The organism is Cupriavidus sp. 21MJTG02-4 (assembly GCF_057798975.1).
On record NZ_JBYOJP010000001.1, the window covers coordinates 207,946 to 221,095 of the forward strand.

A 13,150-nucleotide genomic window follows, 5' to 3' on the forward strand; every position below is an offset into this window, starting at 1 on the left:
GCCAGCACGGGAGTTACGATGTGTGAGATCTTCATCCGCGCCAACCCGCAGTCCTACGAATGCCAGGCGCGATCGCTGCGGCTGCATGGCGTTGCCACGAGCATCCGGCTCGAAAACCTGTTCTGGGAAGTGCTCGACGAACTGGCGCAGCGCGACGGCATGACCGTCAACCAGCTCATTACCCGGCTGCATGACGAACTCACCGCGCATCGCGGCGATGAGGCAGTGGCCGGCAATTTCTCGTCATTCCTGCGGGTGTGCTGCCTGCGCTACCTGATGCTGCAAGGCGAGGGCCGCATTCCTGCCGACAAGGGCGTTCCGATCCGCTCGCTGGACGCACGCGCCGTGCTGGATAGCCTGCCGCCATCATGGGTCGATGTGCCGGCAGGAGCGGCGCACTAGGCGCTTGCACGCGCCGCTGCGATTCCGCTCAGTCGCTGAGAATGCGCGACTCAGCCGCCTCAAGTGCCTCGGGCGTACCGCGCAGCACGACGATATCGCCCGCTTCGAGCACCGTGTCCGGCTCCGGATCGAAGGCGCTGATGCCACGGCGGCGCACGGCCGTGACCTCGGCCCCGATCCGCTCCAGTCCCAGCGCGCCGATGCGCCGGCCGACCGACGTCGCGGCCGCCCCGAGCGACACCGAATGCAGGCGCACCGAATCGCGTTCGACCATGTCTTCCTCGTCATCGCGGCCGTGGAAGTAGCCGCGCAGCAGGCTGTAGCGCGCATCGCGCGCTTCCTGCACGCCACGCAGCACATGCCGCATGGGCACGCCGAGCAGCACTAGCGCGTGCGAGGCCAGCATCAGGCTGCCCTCGATGATCTCCGGCACCACTTCGGTGGCGCCAGCCTTCTGCAGCGTGTCGAGTTCCGAATCGTCCACCGTGCGCACGATCACCGGCAGCGCCGGCGCCAGTTCCTGCACGTGGTGCAGCACCTTGAGCGCGGACGGCGTGTTCGCGTACGTGACGACGATCGCCGCGGCGCGGTGTATACCTGCCGCGATCAGCGCTTCGCGGCGGCCGGCGTCGCCATAGACCACGGTATCGCCGGCCGCCGCGGCTTCGCGCACGCGGTCCGGGTCGAGGTCGAGCGCCACGTAGGTGATGCCCTCCCTCTCAAGCATATGGGCCAGGTTCTGGCCGCTGCGCCCGTAGCCGCAGATGATGGCGTGCTTCTCGGTCTGCAGGCTTTGCGCGGCGATGCGGGTCATGTTCAGCGACTGCATCAGCCATTCGTTCGCGGCAAAGCGCAGCACGATGGCGTCGCTGTACTGGATCAGGAACGGCGCGGCCAGCATCGACAGCAGCATTGACGCCAGGATCACCTGGATCAGCACCGGGTCGACGAGGTTCAGCCCGTCGATCTGGTTGAGCAGCACGAAGCCGAATTCGCCGGCCTGCGCCAGCCCCAGGCCGGTACGGATCGCCACGCCCTGGCGCGAGCCGAACAATCTTGCCAGCACGGCGATCAGCACCAGCTTGAACAGGATCGGCACCGCCAGCAGCAATAGCACCAGCCAGACGTGCTCGAGCACCACCTGGATGTTGAGCAGCATGCCGATGGTGACAAAGAACAGCCCGAGCAGCACGTCGCGGAAGGGCTTGATGTCCTCTTCCACCTGGTGCCGGTACGGCGTTTCGGAGATCAGCATGCCGGCCATGAACGCGCCAAGCGCCATCGACAAGCCCAGCCGTTCGGTCAGCGCGGCCATGCCGAGCGTGACCAGCAGCAGGTTCAGCATGAACAGTTCCTGCGACCGCCGCGCCGCCACCACGTGGAACCAGCGGCTCATCAGGCGCTGGCCGAGGAAGAAGATCGCGCCCAGCGCCACGGCGATCTTGGCGGTGGCCAGGCCCAGCGCCGCCGCCAGGTCACCCGGATCACGCGACAGCGCCGGGATCACAATCAGCAGCGGCACCACGGCCAGGTCCTGGAACAGCAGCACGCTGATGATGTTGCGGCCGTGCTCGCTTTCCAGCTCCACGCGCTCGGACAGCATCTTCGAGACGATGGCCGTGGACGACATCGCCAGCGCGCCGCCGAGCGCCACCGAAGCTTGCCAGGAGAGCGGGAACAGCCAGTTGAACAGCCAGCTCGCCGGCACCACGGCCAGCATCGACAGCACCACCTGGGAGCCGCCCAGCCCGAACACGAGCCGTTTCATGGCGCGCAGCTTGCTCAGGCTGAATTCCAGGCCGATCGAGAACATCAGGAAGACCACGCCGAACTCGGCCAGGTACTTGGTCTGCGCCGTGTCGCTGGCCAGGCCCAGTGCGTGCGGGCCGATCAGGATGCCGACCGCCAGGTAACCGAGCATGGGCGGCAGCTGCAGCATGCGGAACGCGACCACGCCGAATACGGCGGCAGCCAGCAGCACCAGGGTCAGTTCCAGCGGAGAATGCATCAAGACGCTCAGGAAGAACCGGCAGGGCTGGCCGGCCGTGCCCCGGCACGGGCGCCCTGCCGGCGGAACACGGCAAGCGCGGCGCTCGCCGGGACGGCCCGGGCGTCGCCGCATTCGTTGGTATACTTCGACGCCATGATAGCCAATTTCGATGCGGATCGAGCACTCAGGCTCGCCCGCAGTACCCTCCAGATTGAAGCCGACGCGGTCGCCGCGCTCTCCGGGCGCCTGACCGCCGACTTCGCGCACGCGGTGCAGCTCGTCCTGCAGTGCAGCGGACGCGTCGTGGTGTCGGGCATCGGCAAGTCGGGCCATATCGGCCGCAAGGTGGCGGCCACGCTGGCCTCCACGGGCACGCCCTCCTTCTTCGTGCACCCGGCCGAGGCCAGCCATGGCGATCTCGGCATGGTCACGCGCGAGGACGTGCTGATTGCCTTCTCAAATTCCGGCGAGACCGGCGAGCTGCTGTCGATCATCCCGATCGTCAAGCGCATCGGCGCGCGACTGATCTCGGTCACCGGCAACCCGGAATCGAACCTGGCCAAGCTGGCTGACGCCCACCTGGATGCCGGCGTGGAAAAGGAAGCCTGCCCGCTGAACCTGGCACCCACGGCCAGCACCACCGCCGCGCTGGCGCTCGGCGACGCGCTGGCGGTGGCGGTGCTCGATGCGCGCGGCTTCGGCGAAGAAGACTTTGCCCGCTCGCACCCCGGCGGCGCGCTCGGCCGCAAGCTGCTGACCCACGTGCGCGACGTCATGCGCAGCGGCAACGCCGTGCCGGAAGTCCGCGAGAACACGCCACTGGCCCAGGCGCTGATGGAAATCACGCGCAAGGGCATGGCCATGACCGCGGTGGTCGACCCGGACGGCATTGCCATCGGCGTGTTCACCGACGGCGACCTGCGCCGCCTGCTGGAAACCCCGCGCGACTGGAAGACCGTGCCGATCGGCGAAGTGATGCACCGGAACCCGCAAGTGGTCCATGAAGACCAGCTCGCCGTCGAAGCCGTGCAGGTCATGGAGGCCAACCGCATCAACCAGTTGCTGGTGGTGGACCATGACGGGCGCCTGGTGGGCGCGCTGCACATCCACGACCTGACCCGCGCCAAGGTCATCTGAAGCGCGGCGCGAACGCAACGAAACCATGCAGGCACTCCTGTCCTCCCTCACCGGGATCGTCCTGCGGCTGCTGCCGCTGCTGCTGATGGCCGTGGTGGCCGGCAGCACGTTCTGGCTGGTGCAAGTCAATACGCAGCAGGAAGGCACCAAGGCGCCGACCGTGCGCAAGCACGAGCCCGACTACTACATGGAGCGTTTCTCGGCTACCGAACTCGCGCAGGACGGCAGCACCAAGATGCGCTTCACCGGCGACAAGATGGTCCACTTCGACGACGACCAGACCTACGAGTTCACCCGTCCCGCCATGCGCGCCTACCAGCCCGAGCGTCCGCCGGTCACCGCGCGTGCCGATCGCGGCCGAATGAACGCCGAGGGCTCGGTGATCGACCTGTATGGCAACGGCTTCATCGAGCGGCAAAAGGGCGCCGATGCCGCCAAGGACCCGCTCATGACGGCCGCGTCGGAGTACTTCCAGGTCCTGGTGAATGACGACATCGTCAAGACCGACAAGGCCGTGAAGCTCACGCGCGGCCCGTCGGTCATGACCGCCAACGGGCTGATCTTCAACAACGTTACCCGCGAAGTACAATTGCTGGGCAACGTACGCGGCACCATCATCACTGGTGCGCCCACCCGGACTCCGGGATCCTGACAACAACAGCCGCCCGCGCCCGACGGGGCGGCACCGCGGACCTGAGCATCGCGCCCGACCCTCCGCTTTCCTGCGACCCTTGCCAACATGATTGCTTCCCTGACGACCCTGTCCCGCCGGCGCGCCGCCCCGCTGCTGCTGGCCGTGGCCACCGCGATTGCCGCGCTGGCGCCGCTGGGCGCCCATGCCGAACGCGCGGACCGGGACAAGCCGCTGGTCCTGGAAGCCGACAACGCCAGCTACGACGACGTCAAGCAGATCTACACGCTGACCGGCAACGTGGTCCTGACCAAGGGCACCATGGTGCTGAAGTCGGACGCGGCCGAGATCCGCACCGACCCGGAGGGCTACCAGTACGCGGTGGCCACGGCCAAGGGCGGCAAGCAGGCCTATATCCGCCAGAAGCGTGAAGGCGTGGACGAGTACATGGACGGCTGGGGCGACCGCATCGAATACGACGGCAAGCAGGAACTGTCCAAGCTGATCGGCCACGCGCGCATGGCGCGGCTGCAGGGCGCCAAGCTGGTCGACGAGATCCGCGGCGCGGTCCTGACCTATGACAGCCGCAACGAGTTCTACACCGCCGCCGGCGGCGGCGACAACACGTCGGCCGGCAACCCGTCGGGACGCGTGCGCGCCGTGCTCTCGCCGCGCCAGGAGGCCAGCGGTGCCGCCGCCAGCCCGCCCCTCGACCTGAAGTCGGCACCCGCGCCGTCCAGCAAGCCCTGAATCACGCGCCCGAACGCATCACCGCCACCATGACCGATACCGCAATGCTCGCCCCCACGCCCGCTTCCGCCGCTCCCGACGCCCGTGCCGACAGCAGCACGATGGTCGTGCGCCACCTGAAGAAGCGCTACGGGTCGCGCACGGTGGTGAAGGACGTGTCGCTCGAGGTGAAGAGCGGCGAGGTGGTGGGCCTGCTCGGCCCCAATGGCGCGGGCAAGACCACGTCGTTCTACATGATCGTGGGCCTCGTCGCGCTGGACGAGGGCGATATCGTGCTCGACGGTCAGCACATCAGCGGCCTGGCCATCCACGAGCGCGCGCGCATGGGCCTGTCCTACCTGCCGCAGGAAGCGTCGGTGTTCCGCAAGCTCAATGTGGAAGAGAACATCCGCGCGGTGCTGGAGCTGCAGTTGGTCAACGGCAAGCCGCTGCCGAAAGCCGAGATCGACAGCCGCCTGGATACGCTGCTGGACGACCTGCAGATTGCCCACCTGCGCAACAACCCTGCGCTGTCGCTGTCGGGTGGCGAGCGCCGCCGCGTGGAAATCGCACGCGCGCTGGCGTCCTCGCCACGCTTCATCCTGCTCGATGAACCGTTCGCCGGCGTGGACCCGATCGCGGTCGGCGAGATCCAGCGCATCGTCAGCTTCCTCAAGGCGCGCAATATCGGCGTGCTGATCACCGACCACAACGTGCGCGAGACGCTTGGCATCTGCGACCACGCGTACATCATCAGCGAAGGCACCGTACTCGCATCGGGCCAGCCCGACGAAATCATCGCCAACGAGTCGGTGCGCCGCGTCTACCTGGGCGAGAACTTCCGCATGTGAAGCCTGGGGCGGCAGGTGCGCTTGGCAGAGACGATCAGGCAGCATCAGCGATAGCAATTTTCGTTCCAACATCGGTTGGATGCGCATAGAATAGGTCGCATGAAACCGTCGCTACAGCTCCGTCTCTCCCAGCATCTGGCACTCACGCCGCAACTGCAGCAGTCGATCCGGCTGCTGCAACTTTCTACGCTTGAGCTGCAGCAGGAAGTCGAGCAGGCCTTGACGGAAAACCCGCTGCTGGAGCGCGAGAACGACTGGATCGACAGCCCGCTGCGCGTGGCGGCCGATGGCTCGGTCAACCTGCAGAGCGCACCCGCGCCCGCACCGGCCGAACCGCAGGGCAACAGCGACGCGAACGCCAGCAGCCCGGGCAGCGAGGATGAGAGCTATAGCGACAGCGGTAGCGAAGATTACGGCAGCGACTGGAGCCTGGACGATTTCGCGCGGCGCCCGCAGGGTGAGGACGACGAGAAGACCCCCATGCAGCTGCGCGACGCCGAGCCCACCCTGCGCGAACACTTGATGGAGCAGCTCGCGCCGCTGAAGATCTCGACGCGCGACAAGGGCCTGGCGATCTTCCTGATCGAATCGCTCGACGACGATGGCTACCTGAGCGCGTCGCTCGACGAGATCTGCACCGAGTTGCCCGAGGAACTCGAATTCGAGGTCGACGAATTGCAGGCGATCCTCACGCTGCTGCAAAGCTTCGACCCGCCCGGCGTGGGCGCGCGCAATGCCGCCGAATGCCTGAGCCTTCAGCTGCGCCGGCTGCAGCATCCGCAGCGCGAGCTGGCGCTCTCGATCGTCAACCATCACCTCGAACTGCTTGCCGTGCGCGACTACACGCGCCTGAAAAAAGCATTGCAGGTTGATGAAGCGGCGCTCAAGGCCGCGCATGAACTGATCCGCTCGCTCGCGCCCTACCCGGGCCACGCCTACAGCCGCCCTGAAGCGGACTTCGTGGTGCCCGACGTATTCGTGCGCAAGGGCGGCGGCGGCTGGATCGCGCAGCTCAATCCGGATGTGATGCCGCGCCTGCGCATCAACGACATGTACGCGCAGATCCTGCGCGGTGCCAAGGGAGAATCCGGTGCCGCGGGGCTGCAGCAAAAGCTGCAGGAAGCGCGCTGGCTGATCAAGAATATCCAGCAAAGGTTCGACACGATCCTGCGAGTTTCGCAGGCGATTGTCGAGCGTCAGAAGAACTTCTTCACGCACGGGGAAATCGCGATGCGCCCCTTGGTTTTGCGGGAGATTGCCGATACACTGGGATTACACGAGTCAACCATATCCCGGGTGACGACCAATAAATACATGGCAACGCCGATGGGTACTTTCGAACTGAAGTACTTTTTTGGCAGCCACGTTTCCACCGAAACCGGTGGGGCGGCTTCCTCAACGGCGATCCGCGCCTTGATCAAGCAACTTATAGGAGCCGAAGACCCGAGGAGTCCTCTTTCCGACAGCCGAATTGCCGAATTGCTGGGTGAACAAGGCTTCGTTGTCGCGCGCCGTACCGTCGCCAAGTATCGCGAAGCCCTGAAGATCCCTGCTGTCAATCTCCGCAAGACTTTGTAGCCGAGTTGCACCGCCTGCCTGGTGCAGCTCTTTCAGAAGGAGAAGCGCTATGAACTTCAAGATCAGTGGACACCACCTGGACATCACGCCCCCGCTGCGTGAGTACGTGGAAACGAAGCTGGAGCGTATCGTCAGGCATTTCGATCAAGTCATTGGCGTCAGCGTGCTACTCTCAGTCGACAATCACAAGGAAAAGGACAGGCGTCAGTACGCGGAAATCAATTTGCACCTTCGGGGCAAGGACATTTTTGTGGAAGCCCATCACGAAGACCTGTATGCGGCCATCGACGCACTTGTCGACAAGCTGGACCGCCAGGTGCTTCGGTATAAGGATCGCGTGCAAGGCCACGACCGCGAAGCGGTCAAGTACCAGATGGCCGAGTCCCAACTACAGCAGCAATGATCAAGCCTGCCAGTCGCAAGACTGGCACTGAAACAGGACTGATAACAGCAAGCCGCGCCATGTAGCGCGGCTTTTTTGCATCTGCAGCCCCGGCCGGGCGCGCGTCCTGGACACAAGTGTTCGCAACTGGCGCAGCACGGTGTATGCTCTCCAAGACATAGCGCGTGGCGACTCCGGCGCGACCACCGTACCCAGGTGTGGCGGCACCAGCACGGACCAGGCCATACAGGGGCCTGGCGCTGCATTGCACAAGAACAGGGGAGACGCTGCTCTATAATGGCCGAACGCCTGGGAAGCCATGGCGTGGCCGCAATCCGGCCCCACTTCGTTTCCGGGCTGAGCAGTCCGATCTGCCTGCTAACTGAAATCCTCGCATCGCCCATGAATCGTTTGGCCAAACTGCTGCCACCCGGCAACATCAACCTCGACCTCAGCGTCACCAGCAAGAAGCGTGTATTCGAGCAAGCCGGGCTCCTATTCGAGAACAACCATGGCGTGGCACGGGCGACCGTGACCGACAACCTGTTCGCGCGCGAGTCGCTGGGTTCGACCGGTCTGGGCGCGGGCGTGGCCATTCCGCACGGGCGCATCAAGGGGCTGAAGCAACCGCTGGCTGCCTTCATGCGGCTGGCCGAGCCGATCCCGTTCGAATCGCCGGATGGCAAGCCGGTCTCGCTGCTGATCTTCCTGCTGGTGCCGGAACAGGCTACGCAGCAGCATCTCGAGATTCTTTCCGAAATTGCCCAGCTGCTGTCGGATCGGGACATGCGCGAAGGCCTGGCAACCCTGGCCACGCCGGACGCGGTCCATGAACTCCTGACGCAGTGGCATCCCTGATCCCTCCCCTGGGCTGGCAACAGACCGGACAATCGTAAAATCCGGCACAGTCCCCGCCCCGAAAGTCATCCCCCATGGAACTCACCGGCGTCACCTCGCAGTCGATCTTCGACGACAACGCAGCCGACATCAAACTCTCGTGGGTGGCTGGCCTGGAAGGTGCGGATCGCGCCTTCGACGTGGAGTTTGCCCGCGAGGCCACCTCGGCCGCGGACCTGGTCGGCCACCTGAACCTGATCCATCCGAACCGGATCCAGGTGCTCGGCAAACCCGAAATCACCTATTACCAGCGTCTGGACGACGAAACCCGCAAGCGCCAGATGGGCGAGCTGATCCTGCTCGAGCCGCCGTTCCTGGTCGTGGCCGACGGCATGGAGCCGCCGCCGGACCTGGAGCTGCGCTGCACGCGCTCTTCCACGCCGCTATTCACCACGCCGGTTTCCTCGGCGGCGGTCATCGACCACCTGCGGCTGTACCTGTCGCGAATCTCGGCGCCGCGCGTGACCATGCACGGCGTGTTCCTCGACATCCTCGGCATGGGTGTGCTGGTCATGGGCGAGTCGGGCCTGGGCAAGAGCGAACTCGGCCTGGAACTGATCTCGCGCGGCCACGGCCTGGTGGCCGACGACGCGGTGGATTTCGTGCGCCTGGGACCGGATTTCATTGAAGGCCGCTGTCCGCCGCTGCTGCAGAACCTGCTCGAAGTACGGGGCCTGGGCCTGCTCGACATCAAGACCATCTTCGGCGAGACCGCCGTGCGGCGAAAGATGAAGATGAAGCTGGTGGTCCAGCTGGTGCGCCGCAACGACGGCGAGTTCGAACGCCTGCCGCTCGATTCGCAGTACCTCGACGTGCTGGGCTTGCCGATCCATATGGTCAAGATCCAGGTGGCGGCCGGCCGAAACCTCGCCGTGCTGGTCGAGGCCGCCGTGCGCAACACCATCCTGCGCCTGCGCGGCATCGATACGCTGCGCGATTTCATGGATCGCCAGCGCGCCGCGATGCAGGCCGATGCGGTCTCGCGCGGGCAGGGCCGCCTGCTCTGAGCGGGCGCGACACGTTTTCAATTGCTTACATCGGCGTTGACAAATAAGTCAACGCGGTGGGGATATCTTCCGTTTTGTGCTGTAATGGGCATCGAGCCCAGTCCGGAGCCGCAGCGTTCACTGTCAGGGTGGCGAAAAGCGGCCATGAAGTTTTCCACAGCCAGGAGAGCAAGCATGAAGAAACTGATCGCGATGTGTGTGTTGGTAACGCCGCTGCTGGCCACCGGCGCAATGGCACAGCCCGCCACCCAAACCACGCCTGCAGCGCCCGCCATGCCGGCAGCGCCGGGCCCCGGAGACAAGGCAGTACCGGCATCCGCCGCCAAGGCGCCCACCGCGCAGCAGCAGAAGATGAAGGACTGCAACGATCAGGCTGCCGGCAAGAAAGGCGACGATCGCAAGGCCTTCATGAAGCAGTGCCTTTCGGCCAAGGGCGTGCAGCCGACCAAGACCCAGCAGGAAAAGATGTCGGCCTGCAGCAAGGAAGGCAAGGGCAAGAAGGGCGACGATTACAAGTCGTTCATGAAGGAATGCCTGTCGAAGTAATTGGCTGTCGATCCGGACAAAATGGCGAACCGCGCGGTTCGCCATTTTTGTCAGCGCGGCCGCTGTCATGACGTGGCCACTTCCGGATGCTATGCTTCCGATGCTATGCGCATCATCCTCATCACCGGCATCTCCGGCTCCGGCAAATCCGTCGCACTGAACGTGCTTGAAGATGCAGGCTACTACTGCGTCGATAACCTGCCGGCCCAATTCATCCCCGATCTGGCCCGCTATCTTGCGGCCGAGGGCTATACGCACCTTGGCGTCGCCACCGATATCCGCAGCCGGGAATCGCTGGACCACCTGCCCGACACGGTTCGTCAACTGGCGGAGACCCATCAGGTCGAGGTCGTGTTCCTCACGGCCAGTACCGACGCACTGGTGCAGCGCTATTCGGAAACGCGTCGCCGCCATCCGCTGTCGATTCTGACCAACGGCGCGCCCCGCTCCGAGGAAGAACGGGCGGCGTTCAACGACCGCGGGCTGATGGAAGCCATCGAGATGGAGCGCGAACTGCTCAGCCCGCTGGCCGAGTCCGCGCACCGCATCGACACCAGCAACGTGCGCACCAATACGCTGCGCAGCTGGATCAAGGAACTGATCCGCGAGGACAGCCAGCGTCTGACGCTGCTGTTCGAGTCGTTCGGCTTCAAGCACGGCGTGCCCAGCGACGCCGACATGGTCTTCGACGTGCGCTCGCTGCCCAACCCTTACTACGACCTGGCGCTGCGCCCGCTGACCGGCCGCGACGCCCCGGTGATCGATTTCCTCCAGGCCCAGCCGATGGTGCTGGCCATGGCCGAAGACATCCGCGCCTATGTCGAAAAGTGGCTGCCGAGCTTCATTGCGGATAACCGCAGCTATCTGACCGTCGCCATCGGCTGTACCGGCGGACAGCACCGTTCGGTCTATATTGCGGAAAGGCTCGCCAACTATTTCCGCGCGCATGGTAATGTGCTGGTGAGACACCGGGAACTCGCGCCGGCGGCATAGCCTGCGTGCGTGGTTTTCCCGTGTCGCCAGGTACGTCAAGCCTGGCAGCATGGCGGTCGCCGCACCCCAACCGGCGGCCGGTTTCCCCGATCCAGTGGAACACCAGCCATCGCATGTCCTCGACAGACCTTCTCCGCCACACCGCTCCCGTCGACGCGACGCCGCTGACGCTGGACGACCTGCCTCTCTTTCCGCTGCACACGGTGCTGTTCCCGGATGGCCGCCTGCCGCTGCGCGTATTCGAGAAACGCTATGTGGACATGGTGCGCAATTGCCTGCGCGACGCGGCGCCGTTCGGCGTATGCCTGATCGCCAGTGGCGAGGAAGTCGCGCGCTCGGGCAAGCCAACCGTGCCGGAATCGATCGGTTGCCTGGCCGAGATCATCGATTGCAATATGGAGCAGCTTGGCGTGCTGCTGATCGAAACGCGCGGACGGCAGCGCTTCCGCGTGCTCGAGCACCACAAGCGCGACGACGGCCTGATCGTGGCGAGCGCCGAGCTGCTGCCCGCCGACATCATCGACTGCAAGCTGGAACTGCTGGGGGAATGCCTGACGGTGCTGCGTCGGATCGTCACGCGGCTGCATGCCGAGCAGCCCGATCGCATGCCGGTTGCCGAGCCCTACCTGTGGGACGACCCAAGCTGGGTCACCAACCGCCTGTGCGAACTGCTGCCGGTGCCGCTCAAGGCCAAGCAGATGCTGATGGAGCTGCCCGACGCGGGCATGCGCATCGAGATCGTGCACCGCTACATGCGGCAGCACCACATGGTGTAGCCAGTCCGGTTCGCCGAGCGCGACTCAGAACAGGCCGCCGCGAGCCTGCAGTTCGAGCAGCCTGCGCACCGGTGCCGGCGTGCCGAGCGCGTCGAGATCATCGAGCGAAAGCCATCTTTGGGCCGGCCCCGAATCGGGTTCACGCAGCGACAGCGCGGCCATGTCGACCCGGATCGCTCGGATCTGCAGCCGGAAGTGCGTAAAGACATGGACCAGTTCGCCGGCCAGCGCCGCGCGTGCGGGTTGTCCGAAGGCGCGCGCATAGCCCAGTGCATCGTCCTCCGCGAGTTCCGCATCGAACGGCACCGTTGCCACGGGCATTTCGGGCAGGCTCCACAGGCCGCCCCAGACACCGCTGTCCGGGCGAAGCTGCAACAGCACGTCGCGGCCATGGCGCACCATGACCATCACGGTACTGCGCTCCGGTATCGCCGCGCGCGGCTTGGGTGTTGGCAACATGGCGGTCAGGCCATCGCGGCGCGCCACGCAGTCCGCCGACAGCGGGCAAGCCGCGGCATCGGCCAGGCATGCCGGCTTGCCGCGCGAACAGACGGTTGCGCCCAGGTCCATCAGGCCCTGCGTGTAGGCCACCATATCGTCCGCCTGGCGCGGCCCGGCCGCGGGCAACGCGGCCTCTGCCAGTTCCCACATGCGTTTTTCGATGGCGCGCTCGCCCGGGTGGCCGTGAATGCCGAAGACGCGCGCAAAGACACGCTTGACGTTGCCGTCGAGGATCGGCGATCGCACGCCCGCGCTGAAGGCCGCCACCGCCGCCGCGGTGGAGCGGCCAATGCCGGGCAGCGTGGCCAGCACCGCGGGATCGGTCGGAAACCGGCCACCATGCTCACTGACGACCTGCATGGCGCAACGGTGCAGGTTGCGCGCGCGCGAGTAGTAGCCCAGCCCTGCCCACAGCGCCATCACCTGATCCGCAGGCGCGGCGGCCAGCGCCTGCACGGTCGGAAGCTGCGCGATGAAGCGCTGGAAGTAGTCGATGACCGCGCTCACCTGGGTCTGCTGCAGCATGATCTCCGACAGCCAGATCCGGTACGGGTCGCGCGTGTTCTGCCACGGCAGGTCGTGCCGCCCGTGCACGCGCTGCCAGTCGGCCACGCGCGCGCCGAAGTCGGCGGGGACATGGATGTCGGACTGCAACGCGCCGGCGTTGGCATTGGCGGATGAGACAGCGGGGGCGGACTTGCGGGGCATCGGGACAATCAGGCGCATGAAT

The 13,150-nt window shown here is 65.6% G+C and carries 14 protein-coding genes; 12 read left to right on the forward strand and 2 right to left on the reverse strand.

The annotated features are described in order from the left end of the window. Window positions 1–18: 18 nt before the first annotated feature. Window positions 19–402 carry a ribbon-helix-helix domain-containing protein gene (locus AC3FKH_RS00980; protein ID WP_483710346.1) on the forward strand — a complete coding sequence of 128 codons (384 nt, stop codon included), beginning with the start codon at window positions 19–21 and terminating at the stop codon, window positions 400–402. A gap of 28 nt (window positions 403–430) precedes the next feature. Here AC3FKH_RS00980 and AC3FKH_RS00985 read toward each other — a convergent pair whose 3' ends face one another. Then, window positions 431–2,410, reverse strand: coding sequence for a monovalent cation:proton antiporter family protein (locus AC3FKH_RS00985; RefSeq protein WP_488672187.1), 1,980 nt, complete (start codon window positions 2,408–2,410; stop codon window positions 431–433). Window positions 2,411–2,545: 135 nt separating this feature from the next. On the opposite strand from AC3FKH_RS00985, the gene AC3FKH_RS00990 reads away from it, so the two are divergent. From AC3FKH_RS00990 to AC3FKH_RS01040, 11 genes are all read left to right on the forward strand, one after another. Further along, window positions 2,546–3,529: a KpsF/GutQ family sugar-phosphate isomerase gene (locus AC3FKH_RS00990; protein WP_483710343.1), complete on the forward strand. Its 984-nt coding sequence runs from the start codon at window positions 2,546–2,548 to the stop codon at window positions 3,527–3,529. Between the two features lie 25 nt (window positions 3,530–3,554). Continuing rightward, on the forward strand, window positions 3,555–4,181 hold the full coding sequence (gene lptC / locus AC3FKH_RS00995) for an LPS export ABC transporter periplasmic protein LptC (RefSeq protein ID WP_488672188.1): 627 nt from the start codon (window positions 3,555–3,557) through the stop codon (window positions 4,179–4,181). 87 nt (window positions 4,182–4,268) lie between these two features. Continuing rightward, window positions 4,269–4,910 carry a lipopolysaccharide transport periplasmic protein LptA gene (gene lptA / locus AC3FKH_RS01000; RefSeq protein ID WP_488672190.1) on the forward strand — a complete coding sequence of 214 codons (642 nt, stop codon included), beginning with the start codon at window positions 4,269–4,271 and terminating at the stop codon, window positions 4,908–4,910. A gap of 29 nt (window positions 4,911–4,939) precedes the next feature. Further along, the gene (lptB, locus tag AC3FKH_RS01005) at window positions 4,940–5,740 is read left to right on the forward strand and encodes an LPS export ABC transporter ATP-binding protein (RefSeq protein ID WP_483710340.1); all 801 of its coding nucleotides are present in this window, start codon (window positions 4,940–4,942) and stop codon (window positions 5,738–5,740) included. 99 nt (window positions 5,741–5,839) lie between these two features. Further along, entirely contained in the window at window positions 5,840–7,318 is a 1,479-nt protein-coding gene (locus AC3FKH_RS01010) for an RNA polymerase factor sigma-54 (RefSeq protein WP_488672867.1), read from the forward strand. A 49-nt stretch (window positions 7,319–7,367) separates the two neighbouring features. Next, on the forward strand, window positions 7,368–7,721 hold the full coding sequence (gene hpf / locus AC3FKH_RS01015) for a ribosome hibernation-promoting factor, HPF/YfiA family (RefSeq protein WP_483731133.1): 354 nt from the start codon (window positions 7,368–7,370) through the stop codon (window positions 7,719–7,721). 381 nt (window positions 7,722–8,102) lie between these two features. After that, on the forward strand, window positions 8,103–8,558 hold the full coding sequence (locus AC3FKH_RS01020) for a PTS sugar transporter subunit IIA (RefSeq protein WP_488672193.1): 456 nt from the start codon (window positions 8,103–8,105) through the stop codon (window positions 8,556–8,558). 74 nt (window positions 8,559–8,632) lie between these two features. Then, on the forward strand, window positions 8,633–9,604 hold the full coding sequence (hprK, locus tag AC3FKH_RS01025; RefSeq protein ID WP_483710337.1) for an HPr(Ser) kinase/phosphatase: 972 nt from the start codon (window positions 8,633–8,635) through the stop codon (window positions 9,602–9,604). A gap of 174 nt (window positions 9,605–9,778) precedes the next feature. Further along, window positions 9,779–10,150, forward strand: coding sequence for a PsiF family protein (locus tag AC3FKH_RS01030; protein ID WP_488672195.1), 372 nt, complete (start codon window positions 9,779–9,781; stop codon window positions 10,148–10,150). A gap of 105 nt (window positions 10,151–10,255) precedes the next feature. After that, on the forward strand, window positions 10,256–11,143 hold the full coding sequence (rapZ, locus tag AC3FKH_RS01035) for an RNase adapter RapZ (protein ID WP_483710335.1): 888 nt from the start codon (window positions 10,256–10,258) through the stop codon (window positions 11,141–11,143). Window positions 11,144–11,256: 113 nt separating this feature from the next. Next, window positions 11,257–11,919: an LON peptidase substrate-binding domain-containing protein gene (locus AC3FKH_RS01040; RefSeq protein WP_488672198.1), complete on the forward strand. Its 663-nt coding sequence runs from the start codon at window positions 11,257–11,259 to the stop codon at window positions 11,917–11,919. Window positions 11,920–11,943: 24 nt separating this feature from the next. On the opposite strand, the gene mutY is transcribed toward AC3FKH_RS01040, so the two are convergent. Next, window positions 11,944–13,128, reverse strand: coding sequence for an A/G-specific adenine glycosylase (gene mutY, locus AC3FKH_RS01045; protein WP_488672869.1), 1,185 nt, complete (start codon window positions 13,126–13,128; stop codon window positions 11,944–11,946). Between the last annotated feature and the right edge of the window lie 22 nt (window positions 13,129–13,150).

Excerpts from the sequence above, each read along its gene's own strand:
- AC3FKH_RS00980 (WP_483710346.1), top strand. The coding sequence starts at position 19 with ATGTGTGAGATCTTCATCCGCGCCAACCCGCAGTCCTACGAATGCCAG.
- AC3FKH_RS00985 (WP_488672187.1), bottom strand. The coding sequence starts at position 2,410 with ATGCATTCTCCGCTGGAACTGACCCTGGTGCTGCTGGCTGCCGCCGTA.
- AC3FKH_RS00990 (WP_483710343.1), top strand. The coding sequence starts at position 2,546 with ATGATAGCCAATTTCGATGCGGATCGAGCACTCAGGCTCGCCCGCAGT.
- lptC (WP_488672188.1), top strand. The coding sequence starts at position 3,555 with ATGCAGGCACTCCTGTCCTCCCTCACCGGGATCGTCCTGCGGCTGCTG.
- lptA (WP_488672190.1), top strand. The coding sequence starts at position 4,269 with ATGATTGCTTCCCTGACGACCCTGTCCCGCCGGCGCGCCGCCCCGCTG.
- lptB (WP_483710340.1), top strand. The coding sequence starts at position 4,940 with ATGACCGATACCGCAATGCTCGCCCCCACGCCCGCTTCCGCCGCTCCC.
- AC3FKH_RS01010 (WP_488672867.1), top strand. The coding sequence starts at position 5,840 with ATGAAACCGTCGCTACAGCTCCGTCTCTCCCAGCATCTGGCACTCACG.
- hpf (WP_483731133.1), top strand. The coding sequence starts at position 7,368 with ATGAACTTCAAGATCAGTGGACACCACCTGGACATCACGCCCCCGCTG.
- AC3FKH_RS01020 (WP_488672193.1), top strand. The coding sequence starts at position 8,103 with ATGAATCGTTTGGCCAAACTGCTGCCACCCGGCAACATCAACCTCGAC.
- hprK (WP_483710337.1), top strand. The coding sequence starts at position 8,633 with ATGGAACTCACCGGCGTCACCTCGCAGTCGATCTTCGACGACAACGCA.
- AC3FKH_RS01030 (WP_488672195.1), top strand. The coding sequence starts at position 9,779 with ATGAAGAAACTGATCGCGATGTGTGTGTTGGTAACGCCGCTGCTGGCC.
- rapZ (WP_483710335.1), top strand. The coding sequence starts at position 10,256 with ATGCGCATCATCCTCATCACCGGCATCTCCGGCTCCGGCAAATCCGTC.
- AC3FKH_RS01040 (WP_488672198.1), top strand. The coding sequence starts at position 11,257 with ATGTCCTCGACAGACCTTCTCCGCCACACCGCTCCCGTCGACGCGACG.
- mutY (WP_488672869.1), bottom strand. The coding sequence starts at position 13,128 with ATGCCCCGCAAGTCCGCCCCCGCTGTCTCATCCGCCAATGCCAACGCC.